The 24,611-nt window shown below is 45.1% G+C and carries 26 protein-coding genes; 11 read left to right on the forward strand and 15 right to left on the reverse strand.

Annotated elements, in window-relative coordinates; all coding sequences use genetic code 11:
- Positions 1 to 59: 59 nt before the first annotated feature.
- Together MU515_RS14195 and MU515_RS14200 are read right to left on the reverse strand one after the other, a co-directional pair.
- Positions 60 to 1,388 carry an anaerobic C4-dicarboxylate transporter gene (locus MU515_RS14195; protein ID WP_260261075.1) on the reverse strand — a complete coding sequence of 443 codons (1,329 nt, stop codon included), beginning with the start codon at positions 1,386 to 1,388 and terminating at the stop codon, positions 60 to 62.
- A gap of 226 nt (positions 1,389 to 1,614) precedes the next feature.
- Entirely contained in the window at positions 1,615 to 2,226 is a 612-nt protein-coding gene (locus tag MU515_RS14200; RefSeq protein ID WP_260261076.1) for a TetR/AcrR family transcriptional regulator, read from the reverse strand.
- Between the two features lie 109 nt (positions 2,227 to 2,335).
- Here MU515_RS14200 and MU515_RS14205 point away from each other — a divergent pair, with 109 nt between their 5' ends.
- Together MU515_RS14205 and MU515_RS14210 are read left to right on the forward strand one after the other, a co-directional pair.
- The gene (locus MU515_RS14205; RefSeq protein WP_432816150.1) at positions 2,336 to 3,496 is read left to right on the forward strand and encodes an MBL fold metallo-hydrolase; all 1,161 of its coding nucleotides are present in this window, start codon (positions 2,336 to 2,338) and stop codon (positions 3,494 to 3,496) included.
- A gap of 140 nt (positions 3,497 to 3,636) precedes the next feature.
- On the forward strand, positions 3,637 to 4,884 hold the full coding sequence (locus tag MU515_RS14210) for an MDR family MFS transporter (RefSeq protein WP_260261078.1): 1,248 nt from the start codon (positions 3,637 to 3,639) through the stop codon (positions 4,882 to 4,884).
- 60 nt (positions 4,885 to 4,944) lie between these two features.
- Here the strand turns inward: MU515_RS14210 and MU515_RS14215 are convergent, their stop codons facing one another.
- Both MU515_RS14215 and MU515_RS14220 read right to left on the reverse strand, forming a co-directional pair.
- A complete protein-coding gene (locus tag MU515_RS14215) occupies positions 4,945 to 6,042 on the reverse strand; it encodes a mechanosensitive ion channel family protein (protein ID WP_260261117.1) in 1,098 nt (365 codons plus the stop codon).
- A 78-nt stretch (positions 6,043 to 6,120) separates the two neighbouring features.
- The gene (locus MU515_RS14220) at positions 6,121 to 6,543 is read right to left on the reverse strand and encodes a DUF2850 domain-containing protein (protein WP_432816153.1); all 423 of its coding nucleotides are present in this window, start codon (positions 6,541 to 6,543) and stop codon (positions 6,121 to 6,123) included.
- Between the two features lie 506 nt (positions 6,544 to 7,049).
- Here MU515_RS14220 and ppnP point away from each other — a divergent pair.
- Complete coding sequence (ppnP, locus tag MU515_RS14225) at positions 7,050 to 7,331, forward strand: pyrimidine/purine nucleoside phosphorylase (RefSeq protein WP_260261119.1); 282 nt, start codon at positions 7,050 to 7,052, stop codon at positions 7,329 to 7,331.
- 226 nt (positions 7,332 to 7,557) lie between these two features.
- A complete protein-coding gene (locus MU515_RS14230) occupies positions 7,558 to 7,851 on the forward strand; it encodes a hypothetical protein (protein WP_260261079.1) in 294 nt (97 codons plus the stop codon).
- Here MU515_RS14230 and MU515_RS14235 read toward each other — a convergent pair.
- Both MU515_RS14235 and MU515_RS14240 read right to left on the reverse strand, forming a co-directional pair.
- Positions 7,832 to 9,013, reverse strand: a complete 1,182-nt coding sequence (locus tag MU515_RS14235; RefSeq protein ID WP_260261080.1) for a GGDEF domain-containing protein — start codon at positions 9,011 to 9,013, stop codon at positions 7,832 to 7,834. The two genes, MU515_RS14230 and MU515_RS14235, sit on opposite strands and share 20 nt — an antisense overlap.
- Before the next feature lie 192 nt (positions 9,014 to 9,205).
- Positions 9,206 to 10,135: a LysR substrate-binding domain-containing protein gene (locus MU515_RS14240; RefSeq protein ID WP_260261081.1), complete on the reverse strand. Its 930-nt coding sequence runs from the start codon at positions 10,133 to 10,135 to the stop codon at positions 9,206 to 9,208.
- A 101-nt stretch (positions 10,136 to 10,236) separates the two neighbouring features.
- Here MU515_RS14240 and MU515_RS14245 point away from each other — a divergent pair, with 101 nt between their 5' ends.
- Positions 10,237 to 11,157 carry a DMT family transporter gene (locus MU515_RS14245; RefSeq protein WP_260261082.1) on the forward strand — a complete coding sequence of 307 codons (921 nt, stop codon included), beginning with the start codon at positions 10,237 to 10,239 and terminating at the stop codon, positions 11,155 to 11,157.
- An 89-nt stretch (positions 11,158 to 11,246) separates the two neighbouring features.
- Here the strand turns inward: MU515_RS14245 and MU515_RS14250 are convergent, their stop codons facing one another.
- Positions 11,247 to 12,314, reverse strand: a complete 1,068-nt coding sequence (locus MU515_RS14250; RefSeq protein WP_260261083.1) for a DUF3541 domain-containing protein — start codon at positions 12,312 to 12,314, stop codon at positions 11,247 to 11,249.
- A gap of 97 nt (positions 12,315 to 12,411) precedes the next feature.
- On the reverse strand, positions 12,412 to 13,011 hold the full coding sequence (locus MU515_RS14255; protein WP_260261084.1) for an alpha-ketoglutarate-dependent dioxygenase AlkB family protein: 600 nt from the start codon (positions 13,009 to 13,011) through the stop codon (positions 12,412 to 12,414).
- 176 nt (positions 13,012 to 13,187) lie between these two features.
- Here MU515_RS14255 and MU515_RS14260 point away from each other — a divergent pair, with 176 nt between their 5' ends.
- The gene (locus tag MU515_RS14260) at positions 13,188 to 14,558 is read left to right on the forward strand and encodes a diguanylate cyclase (protein WP_260261085.1); all 1,371 of its coding nucleotides are present in this window, start codon (positions 13,188 to 13,190) and stop codon (positions 14,556 to 14,558) included.
- A gap of 275 nt (positions 14,559 to 14,833) precedes the next feature.
- On the opposite strand, the gene MU515_RS14265 is transcribed toward MU515_RS14260, so the two are convergent.
- The gene (locus MU515_RS14265; protein WP_260261086.1) at positions 14,834 to 16,333 is read right to left on the reverse strand and encodes a DUF3612 domain-containing protein; all 1,500 of its coding nucleotides are present in this window, start codon (positions 16,331 to 16,333) and stop codon (positions 14,834 to 14,836) included.
- Between the two features lie 184 nt (positions 16,334 to 16,517).
- Here MU515_RS14265 and MU515_RS14270 point away from each other — a divergent pair, with 184 nt between their 5' ends.
- Positions 16,518 to 17,084 (forward strand): aldolase/citrate lyase/malate synthase family protein, encoded by a 567-nt coding sequence (locus MU515_RS14270; protein ID WP_260261087.1) that lies wholly within the window; start codon positions 16,518 to 16,520, stop codon positions 17,082 to 17,084.
- 54 nt (positions 17,085 to 17,138) lie between these two features.
- On the opposite strand, the gene MU515_RS14275 is transcribed toward MU515_RS14270, so the two are convergent.
- Genes MU515_RS14275 through MU515_RS14290 form a run of 4 tightly spaced genes read right to left on the reverse strand, consistent with a single transcriptional unit; the run spans position 17,139 to position 18,946 of the window.
- On the reverse strand, positions 17,139 to 17,384 hold the full coding sequence (locus MU515_RS14275) for a Rho-binding antiterminator (RefSeq protein ID WP_260261088.1): 246 nt from the start codon (positions 17,382 to 17,384) through the stop codon (positions 17,139 to 17,141).
- The gene (locus tag MU515_RS14280; RefSeq protein WP_260261089.1) at positions 17,381 to 17,791 is read right to left on the reverse strand and encodes a VOC family protein; all 411 of its coding nucleotides are present in this window, start codon (positions 17,789 to 17,791) and stop codon (positions 17,381 to 17,383) included. The genes MU515_RS14275 and MU515_RS14280 overlap by 4 nt, the downstream gene beginning before the upstream one ends.
- Before the next feature lie 22 nt (positions 17,792 to 17,813).
- On the reverse strand, positions 17,814 to 18,410 hold the full coding sequence (locus tag MU515_RS14285; RefSeq protein ID WP_260261090.1) for a LysE/ArgO family amino acid transporter: 597 nt from the start codon (positions 18,408 to 18,410) through the stop codon (positions 17,814 to 17,816).
- A complete protein-coding gene (locus MU515_RS14290) occupies positions 18,410 to 18,946 on the reverse strand; it encodes a DUF924 family protein (RefSeq protein WP_260261091.1) in 537 nt (178 codons plus the stop codon). The genes MU515_RS14285 and MU515_RS14290 overlap by 1 nt, the downstream gene beginning before the upstream one ends.
- A 333-nt stretch (positions 18,947 to 19,279) precedes the next feature.
- On the opposite strand from MU515_RS14290, the gene arcC reads away from it, so the two are divergent.
- Both arcC and MU515_RS14300 read left to right on the forward strand, forming a co-directional pair.
- The gene (gene arcC / locus MU515_RS14295; RefSeq protein WP_260261092.1) at positions 19,280 to 20,209 is read left to right on the forward strand and encodes a carbamate kinase; all 930 of its coding nucleotides are present in this window, start codon (positions 19,280 to 19,282) and stop codon (positions 20,207 to 20,209) included.
- Between the two features lie 178 nt (positions 20,210 to 20,387).
- Positions 20,388 to 20,669 (forward strand): hypothetical protein, encoded by a 282-nt coding sequence (locus MU515_RS14300; RefSeq protein ID WP_260261093.1) that lies wholly within the window; start codon positions 20,388 to 20,390, stop codon positions 20,667 to 20,669.
- Here MU515_RS14300 and MU515_RS14305 read toward each other — a convergent pair.
- Complete coding sequence (locus MU515_RS14305) at positions 20,666 to 22,084, reverse strand: aminotransferase-like domain-containing protein (RefSeq protein WP_432816151.1); 1,419 nt, start codon at positions 22,082 to 22,084, stop codon at positions 20,666 to 20,668. The two genes, MU515_RS14300 and MU515_RS14305, sit on opposite strands and share 4 nt — an antisense overlap.
- A 105-nt stretch (positions 22,085 to 22,189) precedes the next feature.
- Here MU515_RS14305 and MU515_RS14310 point away from each other — a divergent pair, with 105 nt between their 5' ends.
- Complete coding sequence (locus tag MU515_RS14310) at positions 22,190 to 23,095, forward strand: DMT family transporter (protein ID WP_260261095.1); 906 nt, start codon at positions 22,190 to 22,192, stop codon at positions 23,093 to 23,095.
- An 83-nt stretch (positions 23,096 to 23,178) separates the two neighbouring features.
- On the opposite strand, the gene MU515_RS14315 is transcribed toward MU515_RS14310, so the two are convergent.
- Positions 23,179 to 23,727 (reverse strand): MSHA operon transcriptional regulator, encoded by a 549-nt coding sequence (locus MU515_RS14315; protein ID WP_260261120.1) that lies wholly within the window; start codon positions 23,725 to 23,727, stop codon positions 23,179 to 23,181.
- 461 nt (positions 23,728 to 24,188) lie between these two features.
- Here MU515_RS14315 and rbsD point away from each other — a divergent pair, with 461 nt between their 5' ends.
- Positions 24,189 to 24,608, forward strand: a complete 420-nt coding sequence (gene rbsD, locus MU515_RS14320) for a D-ribose pyranase (protein WP_260261096.1) — start codon at positions 24,189 to 24,191, stop codon at positions 24,606 to 24,608.
- Positions 24,609 to 24,611: the final 3 nt, after the last annotated feature.

Below are 24,611 nucleotides of genomic sequence, written 5' to 3' on the forward strand. Positions count from 1 at the left end.
CGCGGATACTCAGCAAGTATCCGCGTCTTTATTTTAGCCGTTGTTAAGGGGCTATTGAGTTAGCCAATAATGACTTGGGCAAGGAAGTAACCGAGTGCGCAGGCACCGACCACACCAATCAAACCGACCGACATGAATGAGTGGTTAAAGTACCATTTACCGATTTTGGTTGTGCCGGAGACATCAAAGTTTACTGTAGCGATGTCTGATGGGTAGTTCGGGATGAAGAAGTAGCCGTATACCGCAGGCATCAAGCCAATCAGTAGTGCTGGCTCTAACCCAAGGCCCAAACCTACAGGCAACATCATACGTGCCGTTGCCGCTTGCGAGTTCACCACAACGGATACGATAAATAGCGCTAATGCGAACGTCCATGGGTATTGGGTAACCATTTCGACAATGCCAGATTTAAACTGAGGCATCGCATATTTAAAGTAAGTATCCGACATCCAAGCGATACCGAAGATTGCAATCGCCGCCACCATACCGGATTTGAATACCACGCCATTTGGTACGTCTCGTGGGTCAGTTTTGGTTGCCAACAAGATCACACCACCGAAGCAGAGCATCATCATTTGGATGATGATCGACATCTTAATCGGCTTTTCGCCATCTACGATGGTTCGAATTTCTGGCACCATTGCGATGATAACAATACAGACGATCGAGGCGAGGAAGATAAGCACAGAGTTACGCGCTGATGTCGGCAGCACTTCATCAAGTGAGGTTGCTGTGGTGTTTTCGATGCGTTTTTTCCACTCAGGATCTTGCAGTCTTGCTTGGTAGTCAGGATCGTCTTTTAGCTCTTTACCACGCTTAAGGCTGTAAAGGGAAAGTAGCAAAGTACCAAATAGCGTTGCAGGAACCGTCACTAACAAAATCGACATTAGCGTAATGGTGTGCTGAATGTCAGCTAGCTGAGCAAGGTAATACACCACCGCGGCAGAAATTGGCGACGCGGTAATGGCCAATTGCGATGCGACGGAAGCTGAGGCCATTGGGCGCTCTGGACGAATACCATTTTTTAGCGCCACGTCACCAATGATAGGCATAATGGAGTAGACCGCATGGCCTGTACCCAATAAAAAAGTCATTGAATAAGTAACAAAAGGGGCAATCAAGGTAACGCGCTTCGGGTTCTTACGCAGTAATCGCTCGGCAACTTGCAGCATGTATTTTAAGCCACCAGCCGCCTCAAGAATCGAAGCACAGGTTACAACGGCCAAAATAATCAGCATGACTGTGACAGGTGGAGAACTCGGTGGCATCTTAAAGATGAACACCTCAATTACTAAGCCAATACCAGAAACAACACCAAGGCCGATACCACCAAAGCGTGAACCGATATAGAGCATGAGTAACAAGAACAGGAATTCAAAATAGAGCATAATAACTCCTTGTTTTGTGTAGGGATAAACCTATTGTTACTCTGAATAGAATTGGTTTTTTTTGCGTGCTTCACACAACAAAAATGCCAATTTATGCAATCTTGATAATCGGAATGTTACTCACGCAGAACAGCGGAAATGTAGTCGGATAGTTAGGGTTAGGAAGGCAATGGGTGACCAGTGTGTTATCACACTGGTACACAACGAAGGAATAATTTGAACTGGATCAGCGCTTAACCTGATACGCTGCAATAAATGTGCTTACCGCATGATTGATGGCGGCATTAAGTTGTTCACAACTTGGTGGCGCTAAATGGCCAAGCAGTTGTGGCCAAAATACCACGGCCTTGATGCTACCAATGTACTGCTCTATCGCCATAGGCACATCATCGATTTTGAGTGCGCCAGCTTCAATCCCTTGTTTGACCCACTGATGCATGCCGTAGCAATCTTCAATTGCTGCGAATTTCTCCATCAGAATGCGCGAGGTTTCTTGGCTTCGAATACACTCCGCCATTACCAAACGAGCGGTCACTTGGAAATCTTCTTTGTTGATGTAACACATCTGTTTCAAGGTTAGCTCGGTAAGTTGCTCAGCCACTGACACAGAAGGATCAAATTTAAGCTCGCATTGGTCATCAAATCGACACATTAGCTTGTCTACAATCACTTCAAACAGAGCATCTTTGTTTGGGTAGTATTTGTATAGGGTGCGTTTAGAAACGCCCGCATGTTTAGAAATACCTTCCATACTTGCTTGTTCGAAGCCTTTTTGAGAAAAAACTTCAATGGCAGATTTGATGATATCTTCTTGTTTTATATCGCTTCTTTTTACCATGCTATGCTTCCACGCTAATTAAAAGTAAACGATGGTGTTTACTTTTAATGAATCGGAATCTAAAGTATACACCATCGTTTACTTTCTTGAATAGCGAATAGGCATGAAAATGAGTAATCTTGTGAAAGCATCAGTGGTGTCCTTATTGGGCGCAGTTGGTTTTAATCTTTACAGTCACGCTCAGCACAATGAGACTAGGCAACGCAGCCAGCAGGTTCGAGCAGAGCGTATTGCGCAGTCACCGCAGTTCCTTGACGGCAAAGTGATTTCTCGTATGCCAAGCGTTGAAAGCCCAGAAAAGATGTCGTCAGTGATGTACAAATTCTTTTTTGAGCGTTCTAACCTTAAGCCGCAACAAGCATTGCCATTTATTGCTATTGATGAAAAGCGCTTTGAGCAACCTCATGATGCGCCGCGAGTAACATGGTTAGGGCATTCAAGCTTGTTTATTGAACTGGATCAGCAAAAGCTGTTGGTTGACCCTGTATTCGATTACGCTTCTCCGTGGTTAGCGCAGAAGCTGTTTTCGCGCAATGTGGCAGCGCCGATAGCTCGGGAGTCACTACCATTGCCAGACGCGATTGTGATTTCCCATGATCACTACGACCATTTGGAAGAATCAACGGTTCGTTATTACGCCGATAAAGCGGTGCGTTTTTATGTGCCACTGGGCGTGGGTAAACACCTTGAAGGTTGGGGCATTGATCCACAAATGGTGACGGAACTCGATTGGTGGGAGTCTGCTCAATTAGGCTCAATTCAATTGACTGCCGCGCCTGCTAACCACAATTCAGGCAGAACAGGGTTTGATTCAAACCAAACGCTTTGGGCTTCATGGGCGATTAAAGGTGACAATGGATCATTGTTCTACAGTGGTGACAGCGCTTACGATACGCACTTTAAACAGATCGGTGACCGTTTAGGGCCGTTTGATATTGCGTTTATTGAAGTTGCCGCCAATGTGAAAGAGGACAAAGGTTTCCCAGTAGAAAATTGGGGACACATGCAGGCCAAACACACGATGCAAGCTTTTCTCGATTTGGGCGCGAAACAGTTGATGCCAGTCCACTGGTCAACCTACGAACTGTTTGCTCATAAATGGGATGAGCCAATGACGGATCTCATCTCTGAAGCCGAAAAAAGTGGCGCAAAATTGGTGACGCCAATGGTGGGGCAGTCTTTTGAGTTAAATTCAGAGATTACCACTGCATTCTGGTGGCAAGAGCCAGAGATTAGTCTAGCCAATTTACAACTGAGCTACGACAACTAGATAATGTAACTGACTAATTTCATTAAATTTGTCTTAAAGAGCCTGCAAATGCAGGCTTTTTTGTTAGGCGCAATTTATAAATACTATCTTTCTGCTTTTAGGTTCATATACTGGTTGAATGTTCAGGGAAGAGGTTGCTTATGGATAAAGAGCAGAGTTTGTTTCAATGGCAGCGGGTAACGCGGTTTAACGTATCCGTATGGACAGTGTTTGGCGGTGTGTTACTGACCCGAACCAGTTACTTCATGGCTTGGCCATTTTTGATTGTCTTTTTGTACAAAGACTACGGCGCGAGCGCGGTCGAAGTGGGCGGAATGCTGGCTGCCTCCGCACTCGTTGCATCGATTACCGGGCTTTATTCCGGCTATCTATCGGATAAGTTTGGCCGAAAAGTGGTGATGCTGGCTGGTTGCTTACTAGCGAGTGTGGCTTATTCTGGTATCGCGCTGGCGGTCGAAATCTGGCAGTTCTACGTGCTAGTGATTTTGGCTGGTTTAATGAGGCCAATGATCGAAGCGCCTTCAAAGGCGGTGATTAGTGATAGCTTACCGGATTTGAAAGACAGAGAACTCGCGCTCAACATTCGTTACTTTATTATTAACCTAGGCGGAGCGGTTGGCCCTTTGATTGGCATTACCGTTGGATTACTGCACCCACAAAGTCTGTTCTATTTTGTTGGCGCGAGCTTTCTTGGCTACGCACTGTTTATTGCCTTTGGCGTCGAGCGAAAAGGCCACCATCAAGCTCCTGACCGCTCTCAGCTACCCAATTTTCGCGCGACCATGAAGGTGATTAGCCGCGACAGAATCTTTTTGCTATTGCTGATTGCCAACTTTCTGATGATGTTTATCTATGCGCAGTTAGAGTCTTCATTGCCGCAAGTGATTGTGAGAACGTCACCAGATATTGCTGAGCAGATCGTTGCGGGTTTAGTATTGGTGAACACTTTAACCATCGTTATTTTCCAATTCCCAATGTTGAAATGGTTAGAGCCTCTACCGCTTTTCACGCGTACGCGTATTGGTATGGCCTTGATGGGGATTGCACAAATCGGATTTATGCTGACCCCAGCAGATTTTCCTATTGGTTGGGCGGTTGCTTGTTTTGTGATCAGCTTGGGTGAGGTGATTGCGTTCCCAACTCTTAATGTGCAGATCGACCGTTTGGCTCCGCCTCATTTACGTGGTTCATACTTTGGTGCGGCGGCGTTATATTCATTGGGCTTTGCTGTCGGGCCGCTTGCTGGTGGCATGATGATAGAAGCCTTTAACTCTAACTGGTTGTTCTTACTATGCTTTGTAATGTGCATGGCAATGATATGGCTGTATTGGATAGCGCAGCGCACCGAAGACAACATTGAGCGGGAAGAGCCCGTCACTCAGAATTAAAAAAGAGCCTACTGATCGGCAATCAGTAGGCTCTTTTTTTGTCTCAATGTTAGGCGCTCGCTAGGGCGTTAAAATGGTTGGTGGTTCACCTGCATGGGTTGGATCAAACTTAATGGTTTGAGTTGGGTAGGCGATATCAGCGTCATTATCGTGAATGATCTGCATAATCTTTAGCAGCACATCTTGTTTCACTTCGTGATAGCGAATCCAGTTTACGGTTTTGGTAAAGGTGTAAACCAGTAGATCGAGTGAAGACGGGCCAAACGCATTGAAATTGACAATAAGAGTTTGGTTGGCATCGATATCGGGGTGTTGCTCTAACATGGTTTTGATTTGTTCCACGATCAGTGCCACTTTTGCGCTGTCATCATAGCGGACGCCAATATTTTCGTAGATGCGGCGATTTAACATTCGCGATGGGTTCTCCACCACGATATTACTGAATACAGAGTTTGGGATATACAGCGGGCGCTTATCAAACGTGCGCATTATGGTCATACGCCAACCGATTCGTTCGACGGTACCTTCAATTTGGCGATCCGGTGAGCGTATCCAATCTCCAACTTTAAATGGGCGATCGAAATAGATCATCATGCCGCCAAAAAAGTTCGACAGTAAATCTTTTGCGGCCAAACCGACAATCAAGCCACCGACACCACCAAAAGTAAGTAGACCGGATAGGCTAAGACCAAAGGCCTGCATCACAGAAAGTGTACCGATAACGATGAAGAAAAGTCGTGCGACCTTGGCAATGGCTTGCACTGTGGTCTCATCACGTTTTTTCTGCTCAAGCACAAACTCTTCGATATTGTTGATAAGTCTCATCGTGATCCAAACAAAGATCGCGATGATGAGTATGTGTTTAAGAGTGCTTAGCCAGTTGAGCTTAGAGGTAAAGTTTTCTTGAAGAAGTAACCCCAGCGAGATGGTGGCTGGCCAACACCAGATTAAGGTACTGATTGGCGTCTTAAGCGCGTGAAGGGTGAGATCGTCCCATTTAAAAGGCGTACGACCAACTAACGATTCCAAGCGGCCAAACACCAATCGCCAAACAATCCAAGCAACAAAGCTGGCGGCAGTGATGAAGAGGACATTGGTATCGGATTGTTGGAACAATGCCAGGAATTTCTCAATATTTACGTTGGCAGATTGGTTCATCATTATGTCTGTTTATAGGCGGTAATTACTGAGTGAGTATATACCGTAAGTGTCTGACGCGATAATGAGAATTTGGCGTTACTTATTTTCGAAATGGTTTTTCAGAGCGGCGCGACGTTTCTTCGCAATGCCTCCGCCTTCCATATCAACCGTGTGTTCGAAGCCTTGCTTAATAAAACGTTGCGTTGGGCTATTGGGTTGAATACGACGCAATTGGGGGGATTTGGGCGTTCCTGACATCTGATAGATACTCATACCTTGCCCGGTTTGCACAAAGACCTGACTGCCATCAAACTCAAATTGAGTGGCTATCATACGCTGGTTTTTCAGCACACCTTGTTCATTGAGGATTAACGTTTCGGTGTCGTAGGGCGGGCTGCCTATCTCAATCCAAGTTCCGTACACATGTTTAGGGTGTACGTAGTCTTGATAGCTGACATATAAAATGGTGGAAAACAGACCGGCGAGGATAAGTAGCAGCGAGCCGAAAACGACGCGCACGAATCGAGAATTAAGCGCAATCGCAGAGCGAGATGCTCGCTTCTTTTTCGAGGAATATACTACCACTACAACCTACTCCAGTACTGCTATTCACTAAGCGAGGAGTCGCTTAATGGATCGACAGCTTGAAAGAGTTTCCATGCTAACGCAATTGCACAGGTCTGATTTATGATCTTCTGCGCAAAATATTTTCTCAAATTCGGGTAAGGCTACACGGAAGTTTTAGCCGCTGCCGAATTTTCCAAGTGCCGTGATTATAGGCAAGCATAATGGTTGAGCGATGAAAACAATAGATCCTTCTATGCTCATTTTAGATTCCCCGATGAGTTTCGGCCTTTATCGCTCGCCTTAGCCATTTATTTTGCAGCCTCGCTACTGGCTCAATGCATACTGTTGTTGGGCTGATAAAGTAAATGGTGTTTTCGCTTGTTGCTTGTCGAGATTTGGGATACAACAGAGTGCGCTGTAATTCAGCCAAGATAATTTAAGTTAGCCCAAGGAAGAAAATAATGAAGCACAACGTTTATTTTGAAGGAAACGTGCAGTCACTAGGATTTAGCCAACAAAGTGATGAATCTAGTATTGGTGTGATGGCACCAGGTGAATATACCTTTGGAACATCAGCGCCAGAGAAAATGACTGTAGTGAAAGGTGCATTAGTGGTGAAAAGAGAAGGTGAGGCTGATTGGGTCACTTACCGTGATGGTGAATCATTCAACGTGACCGGTAACTCTTCGTTCGACCTAAAGGTAGAGCTTGCAACGGCTTACCTATGTGAATATTTGTAGTTAGACCACTCGGTTTATAAAGATATTAAGCGCACTCCAATGGGAGTGCGCTTTTGTTTATAGGGAATAAGAGAGCGGTCATACCGCTAACTCACTGAGGTGTTTAACGTGCTAGATTTCGGCTAAACCGATATTTGCTAACGAAATATCCAACAACTGAGTTGGTGTGATTGTCTATAATAAAAGTAATTCATCATGCTTTTAGACTAACGACACGGAGGTGACTATGGCTGTTGGACCAAGGCCCTCGGAGCCGATTCCACGTTATGACCCAACGAATGACTTTACCGGTGATCAACTGCATCGATTTGGTAAAGTGGCCAATCGCGCGCAACGAGCGCGAGATGAAAAGCTTAAGGAAGAAGAGTTTGAGAGGCTCAATTTTGTTGAGCGCGCCAAACGCAAAGCGATGAAGCCAGTCGTCAAACGAGACGATAAAAACGCGAAATCGGTTCGCTATGCGATCTGGACGATTGTCGTGATGGCGTCGTTACTTTGGCTTATGTATATGACTGGTTAGCCGTTCCATTATTCTTTATCAAACGCAGATTATCGTTGTTCGATACTGCCAATTCTTTTAGCGCACATTGCTTGCTGTCACCGTAATACTGAAATTGATTTTTGCCATTATGTTTTGCTGCATACATGGCCTTATCTGCGCATCGAGTTAGCTCAGGCAGGTTGTCTGCATCTTGTGGGTAGAGAGCCGCGCCGACACTTAATGTAAGGTTGCTAACCCGATTTAAGCTGGAATCACTATCTCTGAATAGGTGACAAATGCGGTTCAATATTCCATCTAGATCTTGTTTGCTGCGCACGTCATACAGCAAGATAACAAATTCATCACCAGCAAAACGGGCAATAGAGTAGTCGTGGGTATTGGTTTTTCTATTCTTGGTTCTAATATTGTTCTTTAGTCGCTGCGAGAAGTGCTGTAATACTTGATCGCCAACGTCATGGCCGAAGGTATCGTTAATTTCCTTAAAATCATCAATGTCGAGAAACACTAGGGCGGTTGTGGTTGAGCGATGGCTTACCTCGGCAAGCTTTTGTGTTGCCCATTGTTCGAAGCTCCAACGATTCGCAAGCCCCGTTAACTGATCGAGGTAGGCGAGGTCTTCAATCCCTTCGCGATAAAGTGATTGTATGTAGTTAACCATTTTCGAGTAATAGTACGAGGCGGTGTTACAAATTACACATATAGTCACTAGGCTAAACAAAAAGCGCTCTTGGAAAGGTTGCGAGTGGTTAAATAGCGCGTCAGTAAACAGCGTGGCCGCGAGAGTTAACATGCAAAAGACGCAGCTAAAGAGTAACCCTAAGCGAAACTCATTAATAAGGATAACCCCAGCCATAATTGGGAAGATCCACATCAGGCGGTCTGTAAACTGCTCGCTATATAGTAGTAGCATCAGCCCTTGAAACATCAGCACGCCGGTCAGAACTAAATCAGAGTAGTTGAGGCAGCGATGTTTATTGAGATGCCATAGGTTGGCTGCAAGGATGACTGAGCAAATAACATTAATGATAGCGAAGTTAGGTTGCTGATTGATGACGTGTACGACGCTATAACCCAGCAAAATCATCAATGACAACATTGAACAAAGCAGTACTAACTTACATTTTCGGGTGGAACGAATATCCGCCATTTCCTCCAAATGACGTCCGACAAAATTGCTCATGCCTTATATGTCCTTATGCGCATAGGTAAGGCTAAGTCTAGGTGAAAAATCTGTGCTTGAAGTTGAAGTTGGCAAATATAGTGTGAGTTAAATCATAATTTTGCATGTATTTGTCTGTGTGTCAGATTTAACTTTGGATTAAGGTCGAAAATCTCAAATATGGCATTTGACGAAATCTGCTCATCTTAAATTTTAGACACGGTTACCTAGCTCACTATGTGTCTCTGCTGGCAAATTGGCGCTAAATTCTTGTCTAAGCCAATTACGCAGTAAAAGGATGTTCTCGTTTTTTAATGCGTCGCTTTGAGTCGCGAAGTAGTAACTCTGGTACGGGTTAATGATCGGTTTTCCTACTTCAACCAGTAGCCCTTGCTGAACATCTTGATTGATGAATAATCGGTGAGTAACGAGTACTCCCAGTTGACGAATAGCCGCTTGCACCGCTTGAATTGAAGCGCTAAAGCTTAGGTTGTCAGTTGCTTTGGGTAATGGCGCTTCATGGGCTTCACACCACAGCTGCCAATCATGCTTACGCTTGTCATTGGTTGCGTAGATTGCGGGATAGCGCTCGAGCAATTCTTGCGCCGAGTTAGCGAGCTTAGCCATTGCTGGCGTACATACCATGACGATTTCATCCGGCGCGAGCTTTTCACAGTAGTAATCTTGCCAATCTTGCGTGTCACCGTGGATCAGTGCGACATCAATCCCTTCTTGCTGCATAGAAAATTGGCCTGTTAAGTTAGACAAGCGAATGTCCAGTTGCGGCGCAAACTGATTGAAACGATGCAGTTGAGGGATCCACCAGTGCATGGCTAAAGAATTGACCATATTTAGGGTAAGGGTTTGGCTAGGTTGAGTGGTTTGCATTTGCTGAGTCGCGGTGACAATCGCTTCCAGATGAGGGGCGATTTGTTTGTAGTATTTTCGGCCAGCCGCATTGAGTACGACTCGTCTGCCTTGTCGTTGAAAAAGCGTTCGCCCCAAGAGCGTTTCTAAAGACTTTATCGCTTGGCTAACCGCAGAGTGACTTACATAGAGTTGCTCGGCCGCTTGGGTCATACTGCCGGTTTCAGCAACAGCCACAAAAGAGTATAGATGGTTGAGAGGAGCTAGTTTTTTCATGAGTTAATCTGTAAGCCAAACTTACAATAAGTGTAATAATTACTCGTTATTTTTTCTGTGCGAAGAATCGTAAAATGGCGTTGTTGTAAGGGAGGTGAATAATGCCGCGCCATTTGTACCCAATTTTGTTTATGTTGATCTCGACCTTTAGTCTTTCGCTGACGGGGTTAACCACTAAATTTTTAGCTCAATCGCTAGATTCTAATTTATTAACCTTATTAAGATTTTTAGTGCCAGCCGTGATCTTATGGCTATTTTTTCTCGGCATAAAAGTTCGAGTGCCAGAACGTGCGTTACTTAAGCCATTGTGGATTCGTGCCTTTTGTATTGGTGCGAGCCAAGCTTGCTTTATCTATTCGCTTAACCAGCTCACTTTGGTTGAAAGTATGGTGCTGTTTGGCACTGGTCCTTTGTTTATTCCGCTGTTAGAAAAACTGATCTTTGGGGTAAGCGTGAAAGGCTCGACCATGGTTGGTTTACTGCTCACCTTTGGCGGTGTTGTGTTGCTTGCTTCAAACGGCGAAGAGTGGGTAATGCGGCCTGAGTTATTAGTGGGACTTGCCTCTGGCCTGTTTAATGCCGGATCGCAGCTAAGTTTGTATCGTGCTAGTAAAAGTAGTTTGAATGCATTTGAGATTAATTTTTGGACTTTCGCCATCGCCGCGTTGTTTGCGATACCTTTGGTATTGGCCTCAGGTATAGGTGGTTTTGAGATGATCAATCTTGAGGGGAACCCAGAGCTGAATCCATACTGGTTGGCGATGCTGGTGGTTGCGATGTCATTGTTGATCATTACCACTCAGGTTAATCGTTCTAAAGCATATCGCTTGGCTCAGTCTGGCTCGCAGTTGGCACCGCTGATTTTTACCAATTTACTGTTTACGGCGATTTGGCAGTTGCTGTTTTTTGATGTCACTTTTACTGGCCATCAGCTATTGGGCTTAGCTTTGATAGTGACTGCTAGCTCACTGAATATATTATTGCCTCGCTGCTTGGCATATTTACCACTAAGGCACAGCTAATGGATCGCAAGCGTTAAAAGAAAACGCCCTATACTGAGCATTCACGGTATAGGGCGTTTTGAATTTAGTTGCCGTTAATTGTGTTAGGTCTATTTGGCTATTAATCCATAAGGCAGACTTTTGATTACGTTAGGATGTGTATCTATGCTTGGCCCTTGGTTTACTTGTTGCCAATCAAGCAACATGATCGCGAGTACATTGCGGTGCTCACCATAACTAAGGTCAAAGTCGCCACTTACCGAAGGTATCATGCCTTTTTCTTTGTTGATTGATTTCGCGATTGCCGCGCGGGTTTTCTCTACCACGGGGTCGTCTTCAAGGCCGGCCAGTAAGAAACTGATCCCCACTTCGGCAATCACATCTTCTTTAGCGCGTAACAAGATAGTGTCGATATGGGTACGGAAATAATCATAGATCCATTGGTGCTGTTTCTCACTCACTTGGCGTTGATAGTATTCGGAATCGGCAAAAATAATGTGGGTCATACCGTAGATTTTATTGCCGAATTGCTGAGTCGAAAGCTTGCTGTCTTTTGCGTCAGGATAGGTTTGACGAAAAGCGGTAATAAATGGCTCAACCACATCTTGCTCGCCTAGTTGCTTTAGCCAAAATACTTGATTAGCCAGTTGTGCCGCCCACGCACGAATCATCTCAGGATCAGTGGCGTAGCGATTAAAATCGTAACGGCGAATCACTTGGCGAAGCTTGTTATCTTGGTGATGCTTTAAACCATACTCATCTGCACGAGCCATTGAGCCTAGCAGCGAGACGCCAAGGTAAAGGTACTCCGGATTATGCTTGGTGACGTTATAGCGTCTTAAGCTACGCTCGTCCGTTTCGCCGACATATTTGGCCAAACGTTTTTCAGAGTAGAGGTATATTTGCTCTGGCGTATTCACTTCAGCGGCAAAATGATTCAATCGACTTGCGACACGCGCCAAATCACTCCAAATAGCCGCAGTGTATTTAGGATCTTGCGTTTGGCGGTAGAGTCTTAATCCATAATGACCCTCTTTAAAAGCCGATAAGGTATAGAGCTCACTCTCGTATGTGTGCTTTAGAATGTCAGCAGCATCTTTGTATTGGTTGCTTGATTGGCCAAACGCCGTGCTAGCAATGCTGAGACTGAGCAGAAGAGTGAAAAGTGTGCGAAGCATTGGTTATCCCTAACAGTGCAATTGAGTAAGTGAACATATCAAATATAAATAGGGTTAATGTAAAACCTTAGTCATATTCGCGTTAAAGTATGAAGGATTATTCAATCCACCTAAATGTGAGGTTGATTCTCGGCGTGTTGACCCGTTTGGTTTTCGGTAGCGCATGTTTCCAAAAGTGCTGTGTTTCTCCTGCCATCACCAACAAGCTACCACTGCTTAGTTGATACGCTAGCTTCTCGCTTGTTTGATTGTGTTTGAGTACAAATTTTCTTTCGGCCCCCAAACTGAGTGACGCAATCACAGGGTTGCGGCCTAGTTCTGCTTCATTATCTTGATGCCAGCCCATAGAATCTTCGCCATTTCGATATAAATTGATCAGCACAGAATTAAAACGGCTGTCGCAGATTTGTTCACAACGCTTTTGAATGGGGAGCAGGAAATCGGGAATCGGTGCTGGAGAGAGTTTTAACCCTGAGTATTGATAAGATCTGTCCCCAAACCATGCTTGCAGTCTTGGCTGTAATACCTCTTTACCGAACATTTTTATCGACAGTTGTTGCCAATCTATTTGATGAAAAAGCTGGTCATAAAGTTGCTCTGCATCCGTTGGCATTATAAATGCTTGCTCAAATAACAATCGACCTTGCGTAATCGTTTGCCATTGAGGTTGGGTCGAGAGTGGGATGAGGTCACACATGTATTATTATTATCGCTATTTTGGGCTTTTAGGCGGTGAATTTTCCTTACAACTATTATAGTTTGTAGTAAATGATAAAAATATAAGTTCGTAATAAACGAATGAAAAATTGGCCAGATATTTATTGGCACTAAGTACCGCTAGAGTACGTTTTAGGTTGTTAAAAGGGGGAACTTATGAGGTTTGACCGAGGTAGTCATTGGTCGTTCTATCTGTTTTTTGTATGCCTCATTTGTATCGCAGTCGGTGGCGTGGAATTACTTCACAGCTACCAGTTGAGACATCTACGTGGCATTGAACAACAGAACGCAAAAGAGGAATTGTCGGTTGTTCGTTCACGACTGGAATCTTTGATTGTTTCAGACATCTACGTGGTGAACAGTTTGTCGACTTTAGTAGCGGCCAACCCTGACGTAGATTTGGATGAATGGAACAAGCTAGCGTCTAATATCATTTTGCGCAGCACGCACATCAATGTTGTCGGGTTAGCCCCTGATGATATCGTTAAGTATATCTATCCATTGCAAGGAAATGAGCGCGTACTGGGGTTGGACTATCGAACCGTACCAGCGCAATGGCGCTCAATTCAAAAAGCACGTGAAATTGAAGAGACTTTGATTTCAGGCCCCGTTCAACTGGTGCAAGGTGGTAAAGCCTTTATCGCCCGTGTCCCTATTTTTACTGACCCGCCATTCAATCATCATTATTGGGGTGTGTGTAGCGTGGTGATTAGCTTGAAGAGCCTGTTCCAAGATGCGGGCATCTATACATTAACCCACAAATACCACATCGCCATTCGAGGAGTAGACAGCAGGGGTGAATCAGGCGCGGTATTTTTCGGTACGCAGTCTACCTTCGATGATGCATTCTCGATAGAACATGTTCACTTCCCTTATGGGGATTGGATGATTTCCATTGCTGCAAAAGAGAACCTATTGTCTGATGTACCTTGGTATCAAAAGCATGGAGCGCGAGTGCTGGGTTATGGGGTTTTATTTATTGTACTGAGTGCTTTTTTCGCGATCTTTAGCCTTTATCGACGCGCGAACAAACGTGCGCTTCATGATGAATTGACAGGGTTACCAAACCGACGCTACTTCATGTTTACTCTACGTCATCAATTTGAACTGGCAGCGAAATCAGAGGGCGTAGACAGTTTTGCACTGCTCAATATCGATTTGGATAAGTTTAAGTCGATTAATGATAACTTTGGTCACAGCGCTGGGGATAAAGTACTGAAATCCATCGCCCAGCGGGTTCAGGGGGCGCTGAGGGCGTCTGATGTGGTTGCTCGAGTCGGCGGCGATGAATTTTTGGTGTTGTTGCCTCGCGTCTCTAAAGCGGAAGATGTCGATTCTATCTGTGTTCAGATCGAGAAAGCGCTTAGCCACACGCCGGTTATTTATCAGCAGCAGTTAATTAACCTACGAGTGAGCATTGGTTATGCGCTGTATAAAATCGAATTTAGCGATGTAGAGGAGATGCTTCGTGTCGCAGATACACGAATGTATGACGTAAAGAAGAGTCATGCGCTTAAATTTCGATGATTTGCATATTGCAATTGCCACTTTTGCAATTTGCATTGATTTCGCAAATCAAGAATGCCCTATGCACTAGGTTTTTGTGAACTTGGTGATAAACTCACCGTATTTGTACGATTTGGGAATATTTAAAAGTTGGCACGCTACATGCTTTATAGATATTGACCCTTATTAAGCCGAGGGTCACCTAGCCAACTGACGTTGTTAGTGAACCTTATTATTGTTCACATTCATACATAGCCAATCACAAGTATTGTGGTTGGCTTTTTTTTATCTCAATTTTACTCTTGAGCCATTCGCGAGCACACCGCCCCTGTTGGACAAATCATTTGTGCGGGGGAGTGAATACCACGCTCAACCCAATTAATATTGAGTATCTTAGCGATGGTAGTTAGTTCTTTTTGAATGTTACGAGGGATCACTGCGCTGCCATCATTGGCGACACATAACGCCTTTAACTCTTGTGCTATGGTAGCCGAGTGTCCACCTTGAGCATCGATGGCAGGGTTAAGGTCGATGCCCGCACACAACACGCGATGATTACCCGCAGGGTCGGTCACATTGACCGATTCACAGCAATAGATCCGAGGTTCGTTAGCGACGTGCAAAATGGAGATTTGCGCTGTACTACCTACCTGAGGCTCTGAAAGCCTTCTAAACACGGCCCAGTGCTGACATGGGTTTTGTACCTTGCGCATATTTCCCCAAGGTAGTGGGATGCCATTACCGCGATAAACCGCCTTAAGTTTATTTTGTCCGTAAGCATCAAAGTAGTGCCAGTGTGGGTAAGGGGATACTACCGTCATACGTCGCATCGCCACAGAGGGTGAAACGCCAGCTTTTTGATGAACATCGATTTCATAGCCGTTGCGGTCTAGCAGTTGGCGAAAAGGGACTTTGGGGCAAAGTAAAGCGCCCGCAAAAAAGCTTGATTCAAAATCGCGCCATGCTTGCAAAATGTGCTTAGAATTGAGCTCGGCACAGGGCGCTTCGTGCGGGTTCTCTTCCCATGTATTGGCGTGGCCAACAGACAGCACGCCTTTCAGCCCTTCTTTGCTGTGTAACACGCAGTGGCCGACATAAACCGCCAAATCATACTTGAGCCGCGTTGGGTACTCTTTGAGTAATTCATTTAAGTAGATGCTACCGGGCGGCTCAAAAAAAGAGGTGACGACCTGCTTGGCGTTAACGCCTAGCTCATCCACTACATCTTTTGGTGCTTCCGAGACCCATCGGATGGTTAATCCCATGCTGCGGGCGATATCCATCAGATCTTGTGTTGAGAGGTTGAGTCGCTTTAGCCCAATTTCTTCAGCGGCGCGTTCGAGATCTGGGAAGTGATTTTGATGGCTTTCTTGGTGAGCGCGAATCAATAAGTGTGCAAATTGACGCCCGGTGATGCCAGTTTGTGACAACATTTCAGGAATTGCGATCTGCAATATTTCTTTCGAGAACAGAAAACTAGGTTCTAAAGCCATGCCACTAATGCCACCGCGATTGCCTTTATCGGGCGTGATGTCTTGCTGGGCGGGCTCGTCATCTAGAAACCAAGCGGGATCTTTTTGAAAAACTTCTGCGATTACCTCCAACATATCGATGCTCGGCACGCGCTTACCCCGTTCGATCATGGATAGGTAAGACACGCTCGGAGCGTACTCAGGGTTAACCCGAATACAGCGCGCAGAGAGGTCTTCCATAGTTAAATGGTTGCGTTTTCGTAGGTTACGAATCTTAGTACCCAAAAAGTGGGACTGACGTATTAAGCTTTTTGACAGAGACATTTTGTAAAATTCACATTGTAAAATTTTTGTTGTGAAATTGTAGTCAAAAATTCGCTAGTCTACAAAGTAAGCAAGTTCACAAATTTGTCACTAAACAGAAATGACGATTTCATGAACGGCGAACGAACAACAAGTAAGTAAACGGAATAATTAAGTTGTGTGCTTTATCCACGAGGGAAAGACTATGAATATGCTGACAATCGATAATAACGACATCCAAAACAATACGACTCCATTTATCGCACAAGCAGTCTTTGCCGTGGAAGCGATTAACGCTAGCGAAGCGATGGAAAAACAAATGCGTTCTAAGCAACTACTCGATAGTTTGTTTCCCTTAGAAAATGGCTCCCACACGGAAGTAACCGCGTATGTGATTGATTACCGTCACGTGATGGCTTACTTCAAAGATGGCAGCCACAGTGGCCTGAAATGCAATAAGCACTTTGTGGCTTACACCGGTGAAAAAGAGCAACCGAGTTCGATTTTGTTTAGAGATGGTAACGGTAGCCACTTTGAACTGACGCTTGGGGGGTGCAAAGGGACGGGTTGTATCGAACTGATGGACATTGAAGATATTCAAATGGAAACATGTACCATGTTTCCACAAGCGGAAAGTATTTCGGCAATGCGCCACTGGATCAGTTTAGTAAAAGGCGACGTTAAGGGCCGACCAAGTGCTTGTAGCGAGGACAAAGAGTTCACCGCCAAGAACGGTGACGACTACTGCCTAGATTGCTGTTATAAGATTTAACCTATCTAGGATGAACGCCTGCGCAAAATCCGGTCAAAGGGCCGGATTTTTTTATTATTGAAAGTCGATGTGGTTAAAGTGAGGGTTAGCAGTTAATGCTGTTATGCTGGCTAATGTCTCGGTTGGTATTTTTGTAAGCTCATTCGCGATTTTTAAAACAATCACTTCTTGTTTGTCTGAGTTATAACCAGTATCAAATGCGGTGCCTTCGACGATACTTCCATCAGTGAGTACTAGCTTTATCGCCAATTTATACATACAGGCGATCTCAAGGTAATCGTATTGGCTACAGCTAATCATACTATTAGTTTCCTCGGTTTTAACTCGACGACATTGCCTTCAGGGTCATCAACGTAAATGGATTCACCAAAGCCTTGTGCGCCATATCGCTCCGCTGGAGGAGAAAAGTGCAGTTCTCGCTCGGTCAGCCATGCGATGAGCGCTTGTGGATCGACGGGCTCAATTTGCAGGCAAAAATGATCCAGATTTCGGCCATTTTGGCTAGGCGCTTTACCACCAAGCTTACCGAGTTCACTGTCTACTTCGACGATATCAATTAGGCAATTGCCCGCTCTTAACTGAGTAAGGCCAAGATCTGGTAGAGTACGTTCAATAGGGCAACCCAAATGCTCACAGTAAAAGTTCAGCATGGCTTGCAGCTTGGTGGTACGCAAAACGATATGGTCTAATCCGACAATGGCTATCATTAACCTCTCCTTGTTGGCGTGATTAGCGGATCAAGCTGTACGCTAAGCTCAGCATGATGATTCCCATAACACTGTCGACCACAACCCACGCTTTCGCATGACGAAACACAGGCGCAAGTAACCTCGCACCGTAGCCGAGTGAAAAGAAGAATAAAAATGAACCGCTGATGGCACCTAAAGCAAAGTTTAGCTTAGTCGCCTCATATTGGGTGGAGACTGAACCGAGTAAGACAACCGTATCAAGATAGACATGTGGATTAAGCCAAGTAAACGCAAGGCATAGGCCAAGTGTTTTCGATAAGCTCGCTTTGCTATCGCCTTGCGGGGTCAGTTGATGTTTGCGCTGCCATGCAGAATAGAGGTTACTCAAGCCGTAAAACAGCAAAAACAGTGCGCCGCCATAGCGGGCGATAGTTTCAATTTGTGGGTACTGACTGACAAGCAATCCAAAGCCTGCCACGCCCGCCGAAATCAGCAACGCATCGGAAAAGGCGCAGACGAAACAGACCCAAAACACATGATGCCGTTGAATACCTTGTTTAAGTACAAAAGCGTTTTGCGCGCCAATCGCCACGATCAACGACAACCCAAGCGCTAAGCCAGCAAAATAACTGGTCATTAAAAACTCGACCCCGGTTGAGTAAGAAACTCAATTTCTTCAGCGCTGCTCTCACGGCCTAAAATTTGATTGCGGTGTGGGTAGCGGCCAAAGCGGTCGATAATGGCTTTGTGTTTGAGTTCAAAATCGTAATTGTGCTCTAGCCCAGGTTGGTTGAAGAGTACAACCGCCTGCTGGTGGATAAGCGCTGATTCGCTGTGCATAAAGGGCATGTAGAGGAAGCTTTTCTCTATAGCTGAGAGCGACTTGTCCAGTCCAAGGGCGATGGCTTCTTGGGCGAGCGCTAACGCGAGTGGATCTTGGCTGAACGCTTTTGCGCTGTTGCGGTAGACATTACGGGAGAACTGATCGAGCACTATGATTTCTGCCAAGCGACCTTTAGCACTGCTGCGCCAAGTGAAAAGCTCTGCTGCTGCGGCTTGTTGCAATAAAGGCGTAAAGCGCTGAGTAATGAGCGCGTCTATATCATCACTGGCTACAAACCAATCTTTGCTTTCAAGTTCTTTGAACCAGAAATCGAGCACTTGTTGTGGCATACCAACTCCTTGTCTTGCATAACCTAGGGATATTTATTGCTTGAAGCACATCAATATAGCCTAGTTTGTGAGTTTGTTTAAACTGTTCGCAAAAAGCTCACTTTTTACGATTCATTGTGTGGCAACGAATATGCACTTTATTCGCAATTCTACGAGCAAAAAAACACTCTAGTAGCGGCTTTTGCGTGTTCTGTGAAATATTAGTCAGAGTGAATATTGTTGGATAAAAATCCATGTTTATTCATCCAGTTATACTATGATAACGCTCACTAAAATGCGCCGCCTAACTCTCTATTCTTACCTCCGAAAAATAATAATCAAAAGGGCAGAATTATGCGTATTGTTTTAGCTTTAGGTGGTAATGCTTTGCTTGCTCGTGGACAAGCTCTTACCGCAGAGAACCAGCGTGAAAATATCCAAAAGGCAGCAGCAAGTATTGCGGCTATCGCCAAAGAACATGAAATTGTTATCGTGCACGGCAACGGACCTCAAGTTGGTCTATTGATGGAGCAGAATGCGGCATACCAAGAAGTATCTCCGCAGACAACGCCTTACCCGATGGACGTTCTAGGCTCAGAAACTTGTGGTATGGTCGGTTACATGTTGCAGCAAGAGCTGCGTAACGAAGATCAAACACTTGATATCGCGACACTTGTAACACAAACATTGGTTGATGAGTCAGATCCTGCGTTCGCTAACCCAACAAAATTTGTTGGCCCAGTGTACACAGAAGCACGCGCTAAAGAGATGATGGCTGCTAGCGATAAAGTATTCAAAGCCGATGGCGAATACTACCGTCGCGTAGTGCCTTCTCCAAAGCCAAACGACATTGTTGAGCTTAAGCAAATTGAAACCTTGCTTAGCGCAGGTAACATCGTAATCGCTTGTGGTGGCGGCGGCGTACCAGTTGCAAATCGTGATGGCAAAGGCGTAGGCGTAGAGTGTGTGATCGATAAAGATCTTACCGCTGAATTGCTTGCTGAAAAAATCAATGCAGACCTATTTGTTATCCTGACAGATGGTTCGATTTACCGTAACTACGGTAAACCAGATCAAGCTGAAATGAAGGTTGCAACGCCAAAAGGCCTATCTGAGTTTAACTTCCCGGCCGGTTCTATGGGACCAAAAGTGGAAGCAGTATGTCGCTTTGTTGAAGCGAAAGGCTCTCACGCGGCTATCGGCTCGCTGTTTGAATTGGATCGAGTGATCACCAATGAAGCGGGTACATTAATTAAACAAGGCGAAGGTATTGAATACTACTAATTCAGTTAGGCGTATGCCTCTGACTTGTTAATACTTTTCTTTGCAGGCCCGAAAGGGCAAACCCAAAGCCCACTTAGATTCCCGATTCTAAGTGGGCTTTCTTGTGATTATCAGTTTGCAAATCTCAATTCTGTTCATATAATCCGTCGCCCATATTAGACGTGCTTGAACAATAGCCATGAGTAGAAAACCCGATCGAACTACCGCGATGAAACAACTGATCGCTGACGTTATCAATGAGTTGCCTTTGTATGAGCCAGAATCCTTTATTTGCGGGAGTAAAGGCAGTTGTGTCGGTTGCCCCAAGAAACTGTTAGAGATGGTCGATGGGGAACTGAGCTACTGGCAAAGCGCGATGGAGCGCGGGATAGTGCCCCAGTTTGATGAGATTCGTCGCTTTGGCAAAATGTGCAATAGCGTGCGTCGCGGCTTAGACCGTAATAACTTGCTGTCAGCCTAATCGCTGCAGTGGGCGGCGATTTTGGCGGCCAACGCTGTAATACCTTGACGCCATTTCGGTGTGTCATCAAAGTTGGCACTGCTTAAGCGAAGCCCGTGATTAAATTGATCGCTAGTTGCAAACACTTTGCCGGGCAGCAGGCTAATATTATCGCGCTTACACTCTAGGTAGAGTTGATAACTGTCTTTCAGTTTTGGCGACGTAAACCAAATTAAGAATGCGCCTTCAGGCTGAGTCAAATGATAGTGCTCTTTGAGGCTAGGATATTCATTTAATGCTTGTTTAAGCAGCTTTATCATCTGCTTACTGTTTTGCTGATAGACGCGCCTCATCTTATTGATGTGAGAGCGATATTTTCCCGAGGCAAGAAAACTACTCAAGGCTGATTGCATCAGGTTTAAGCTTCCCATGTTGTCACACAACAACTGCTTTTCTATCGCTGCTCGGTAGCGGCCTGAGATAACCCATCCCACGCGTAAGCGAGAATCTAGCGTCTTGGAAAATGAATTCACGTAGATAACCCTCTGCTTATCATCGAGTTGGTAGAGTGATGGGATGCCTTGATCGTAGGCGAGTTCACCAAAGACATCATCTTCAATGATTGGGATGTCACGGCTGACATCGAGTATTCGTTCTCTTTGTTTGAGGGGAATGCGCGACCCCGTTGGGTTACAAAAGTTAGGCGTAAGTAGCACTGCCGCAATGGGCCATTGCTCTATCGCTTCGGCCAAGGCTTCTGGGTTAAGGCCATTATTGACGCAGCTTGCCACCTCAACCACCTTTAGCCCTAGCGACTCCATTAGCAATAAGTTGCCAAAATAACAGGGTGACTCGACGGCGACGATATCACCCGGTTGGGTGATTGCTCGCAGTGCCAAGCTGATCGCTTGCTGAGCACCATGAGTGATGGCGATATCGTCAGCATGAGCACTGACCTTCATTTCATGGCAAATACGCACGATTTGCTGAATCAATTTGTCATGCCCTGGTGGCAGTTGGTAGTTACTCGGGATCTGGCTTTGTAAGCGGCTATGGCGGCCTATTTCTGCGTATAGACTACGTATGGCAGGGGCATCGGTACGCGGGTGCGCAGAGCCTGCGGGTAAATACGCTTTGTGATTTATTGGGCTGAGGATCTCTTTGCAAATAGCCAACATATCGACCTCACTTGGTGCTTGCTTGGCCGAAGGTTGAGAGAGTGGCGCTTTGACTCGGTAACCTGATTTGGGTACAGAGTAAATGGTGCCAAGGGCTTCAAGTTCTTGATACGCGCGAATGACAGTATTTTTACTCACCTCAAGCTCGCCGCTCAGTTGCCGAATAGAAGGTAGCTTGTCATCAACCGCATAAACACCTAAATCAATGGCTTGTTTTAGGTGCTGCTCTACTGACAGGTATTTGTTGATGCTGTTCATCCTATGCTCCATCTGTACCCAATAAAATAGTGTTGTCTGTGTCTATTTCTAATCACTGTACCTAAATAAAGTAACGGAAAGTTGGCGGATTGTCAGGGGAAGATTATGTTGATACGAGCAATACCCTTTGTTTTTGTTCTGTTGTGGGCATCAGGGTTTGTTGGTGCGCGCTTTGGTTTGCAGTATGCGGAGCCTGCGACGTTGCTGTCGCTGCGCATGATGTGTAATGTGCTACTTTTTGTGTTGCTGATGGTGGTGCTAAAGCGCCCCATGCCAAAGGGTAAGTTTTTGTTTCATTGCGTTGTGGTCGGGTTGCTGATTCACGGTTTCTATCTAGGCGGTACTTATTTAGCGATTGCACTTGGTATGCCAGCCGGGCTTAGTTCGCTTTTGGTTGGCTTGCAGCCAATCGTGACGGCATTAATCTTAGTCAGTTTTGCTGCGCAGCGATTTACCCCATCGCAATGGCTAGGTTTGGTTCTTGGTTTTATTGGTATTACTTGTGTGTTGATTGGGAAAACCGAGTGGCAATCGGAGCAATATAAAGTGCTGGCGATACTCTCTTCTATGGGCGCGTTGATTGGCATCACTATTGGTACGCTATATCAGAAAAAGTTTTGCCAAGGCGCTGATATGGTAGGCAGTGCCATGGTGCAATATTTTGCTGCAGGTTGTTTGTTTTTTCCGGTCGCGTATAGCTTTGAAACGATGCAAATCCATTGGACGCTAGAATTCATGTTAACCATGGTTTGGTTGGTGGTGGTGCTTTCTTGTGTCGCGATTTTGCTGTTGCTTTATATGGTGGAGCATGGCGCGGCGTCGAGCGTTGCATCGGTATTTTATCTGGTGCCACCCACTACCGCCTTGCAAGCATGGCTGCTGTTTGGCGAGTCTTTTGACTGGCTTGGTATTATGGGCTTTGCTTTGGCCGCTGTCGCCGTTTACTTAGTGGTTAAGGGGCCTAAACTGGCGAGTATGGTTAGAAAAGTGCCGCGAGTGAGTAAGACTTAAATTCACCCGGTTGTTCATTTTCAGAAGTGGATAAACGACAAAGCCGAGCTTAATTGCTCGGCTTTATTGATTCTGTGTTGAAACTAGAAACACGCTTTTTTAACGAAGTATGGATTATCAAACTTCTTCTCTGGCCCAATCTCAGACCACACCAATTTGTTCCACAGTTGACGGTCAAATTCGCCTTTAGGAATAGAAGGGTAGAGGGTTTCAAACTCTTCGAATGCAAATTTTAAGAACTGCTTTTTCTTAATTTGGTTGTATTTCTTAGCAACTCGATTGTGTTTCTTTATCCACTCTAATTTAAATTCTTTTAGCGCGGGCTCCGCTTGCTCCAAAGGTACGCGTGACAGGTAAACACGCTTGTACGACACCTTACGGTCTTTCATCGTACGCATTGCTGTTTGGATGTACTTGCCATGGTTAGTAATAGAAATATCGTCCAACTCGAACGGTTTCACGCACCAGCCGGATGGCAAAAAGTCCTGACGTTTGAATTGCTTGTTACGAACGTCGATAGCGTTATGCAGCACCAGATCGGAGGTGCCGTTAAACGTTTGTTGCCATTTGCCGATTCGAATTTGAATAGCGGTTGGCAGGCGATAGATGTTAGTAAACTTATCTTGGTCCATATCAATAAACACTCACATACACCAGCAAAGCGACGGATTTGCATGGTCTTGAATAGGTGCAGAATTCAGCAGAAGGTTAGAAAGTAACGCTATTGTCGCGGTGATACGATTCACGGCTTAGTTATGCGTTATGAACAAATTCACGTCAAAGTGTAATCATTTTAAGGCTTTGTTCAAGCACTACTTATGATTTTTGAACGATTAATTATGTCGATTGAAACGCGTTGCCTAGTCTATTAATTGAGTAAATCGTCAATATTCGTGATCAAACTCTCCAAACTTCACTTCAAATCCTAGGTTAAAAAGATCGAAATCACACATCTCGTTTTGATGAGATGCAAAGCCAATTTGGTGAGCTATTATTCCCATCGAAACGTTTCGATGATGTTTTTATCAATAAATAAAATTCCAAGATAGAAACGTTGTATCGGATGAAACGTTAACCAAATAAGGTCGATGAGATGAAAAAAAGCACCCTACTGAATTCTGAAATTTCTTACCTAGTGTCGACATTGGGTCATACCGATGAAACCACTATTTGTGATGCTGGCTTGCCTATCCCTGATGAAGTGCAGCGTATCGATCTCGCGCTTACTCACGGCGTACCGAGTTTTATTGACACGGTGAAAGTGATGCTAGATGAAGCGCAATTTGAAGGCGTCATCATGGCTGAAGAGTTCACCAATGTGAGCCCAAAATTGCATCAGCAGCTTTGCCATTTACTAGAGCAAGAGCAGCAGCGCACGGGCAAAAACATTGCTATCAGTTATATCAGCCATGAAGAGTTCAAGCAGCGTACCGCATATAGTAAAGCGGTGATTCGCACTGGTGAATGCACACCTTATGCGAACGTTATATTCCAATCTGGCGTTGTTTTTTAAACG

The organism is Vibrio intestinalis (assembly GCF_025195085.2).
In the GTDB taxonomy this organism is placed as follows: Bacteria; Pseudomonadota; Gammaproteobacteria; order Enterobacterales; family Vibrionaceae; genus Vibrio; species Vibrio intestinalis.

Excerpts from the sequence above, each read along its gene's own strand:
- MU515_RS14195 (WP_260261075.1), bottom strand. The coding sequence starts at position 1,388 with ATGCTCTATTTTGAATTCCTGTTCTTGTTACTCATGCTCTATATCGGT.
- MU515_RS14200 (WP_260261076.1), bottom strand. The coding sequence starts at position 2,226 with ATGGTAAAAAGAAGCGATATAAAACAAGAAGATATCATCAAATCTGCC.
- MU515_RS14205 (WP_432816150.1), top strand. The coding sequence starts at position 2,336 with ATGAGTAATCTTGTGAAAGCATCAGTGGTGTCCTTATTGGGCGCAGTT.
- MU515_RS14210 (WP_260261078.1), top strand. The coding sequence starts at position 3,637 with ATGGATAAAGAGCAGAGTTTGTTTCAATGGCAGCGGGTAACGCGGTTT.
- MU515_RS14215 (WP_260261117.1), bottom strand. The coding sequence starts at position 6,042 with ATGAACCAATCTGCCAACGTAAATATTGAGAAATTCCTGGCATTGTTC.
- MU515_RS14230 (WP_260261079.1), top strand. The coding sequence starts at position 7,558 with ATGGCTGTTGGACCAAGGCCCTCGGAGCCGATTCCACGTTATGACCCA.
- MU515_RS14235 (WP_260261080.1), bottom strand. The coding sequence starts at position 9,013 with ATGAGCAATTTTGTCGGACGTCATTTGGAGGAAATGGCGGATATTCGT.
- MU515_RS14240 (WP_260261081.1), bottom strand. The coding sequence starts at position 10,135 with ATGAAAAAACTAGCTCCTCTCAACCATCTATACTCTTTTGTGGCTGTT.
- MU515_RS14245 (WP_260261082.1), top strand. The coding sequence starts at position 10,237 with ATGCCGCGCCATTTGTACCCAATTTTGTTTATGTTGATCTCGACCTTT.
- MU515_RS14250 (WP_260261083.1), bottom strand. The coding sequence starts at position 12,314 with ATGCTTCGCACACTTTTCACTCTTCTGCTCAGTCTCAGCATTGCTAGC.
- MU515_RS14255 (WP_260261084.1), bottom strand. The coding sequence starts at position 13,011 with ATGTGTGACCTCATCCCACTCTCGACCCAACCTCAATGGCAAACGATT.
- MU515_RS14260 (WP_260261085.1), top strand. The coding sequence starts at position 13,188 with ATGAGGTTTGACCGAGGTAGTCATTGGTCGTTCTATCTGTTTTTTGTA.
- MU515_RS14265 (WP_260261086.1), bottom strand. The coding sequence starts at position 16,333 with ATGTCTCTGTCAAAAAGCTTAATACGTCAGTCCCACTTTTTGGGTACT.
- MU515_RS14270 (WP_260261087.1), top strand. The coding sequence starts at position 16,518 with ATGAATATGCTGACAATCGATAATAACGACATCCAAAACAATACGACT.
- MU515_RS14275 (WP_260261088.1), bottom strand. The coding sequence starts at position 17,384 with ATGATTAGCTGTAGCCAATACGATTACCTTGAGATCGCCTGTATGTAT.
- MU515_RS14280 (WP_260261089.1), bottom strand. The coding sequence starts at position 17,791 with ATGATAGCCATTGTCGGATTAGACCATATCGTTTTGCGTACCACCAAG.
- MU515_RS14285 (WP_260261090.1), bottom strand. The coding sequence starts at position 18,410 with ATGACCAGTTATTTTGCTGGCTTAGCGCTTGGGTTGTCGTTGATCGTG.
- MU515_RS14290 (WP_260261091.1), bottom strand. The coding sequence starts at position 18,946 with ATGCCACAACAAGTGCTCGATTTCTGGTTCAAAGAACTTGAAAGCAAA.
- arcC (WP_260261092.1), top strand. The coding sequence starts at position 19,280 with ATGCGTATTGTTTTAGCTTTAGGTGGTAATGCTTTGCTTGCTCGTGGA.
- MU515_RS14300 (WP_260261093.1), top strand. The coding sequence starts at position 20,388 with ATGAGTAGAAAACCCGATCGAACTACCGCGATGAAACAACTGATCGCT.
- MU515_RS14305 (WP_432816151.1), bottom strand. The coding sequence starts at position 22,084 with ATGAACAGCATCAACAAATACCTGTCAGTAGAGCAGCACCTAAAACAA.
- MU515_RS14310 (WP_260261095.1), top strand. The coding sequence starts at position 22,190 with ATGTTGATACGAGCAATACCCTTTGTTTTTGTTCTGTTGTGGGCATCA.
- MU515_RS14315 (WP_260261120.1), bottom strand. The coding sequence starts at position 23,727 with ATGGACCAAGATAAGTTTACTAACATCTATCGCCTGCCAACCGCTATT.
- rbsD (WP_260261096.1), top strand. The coding sequence starts at position 24,189 with ATGAAAAAAAGCACCCTACTGAATTCTGAAATTTCTTACCTAGTGTCG.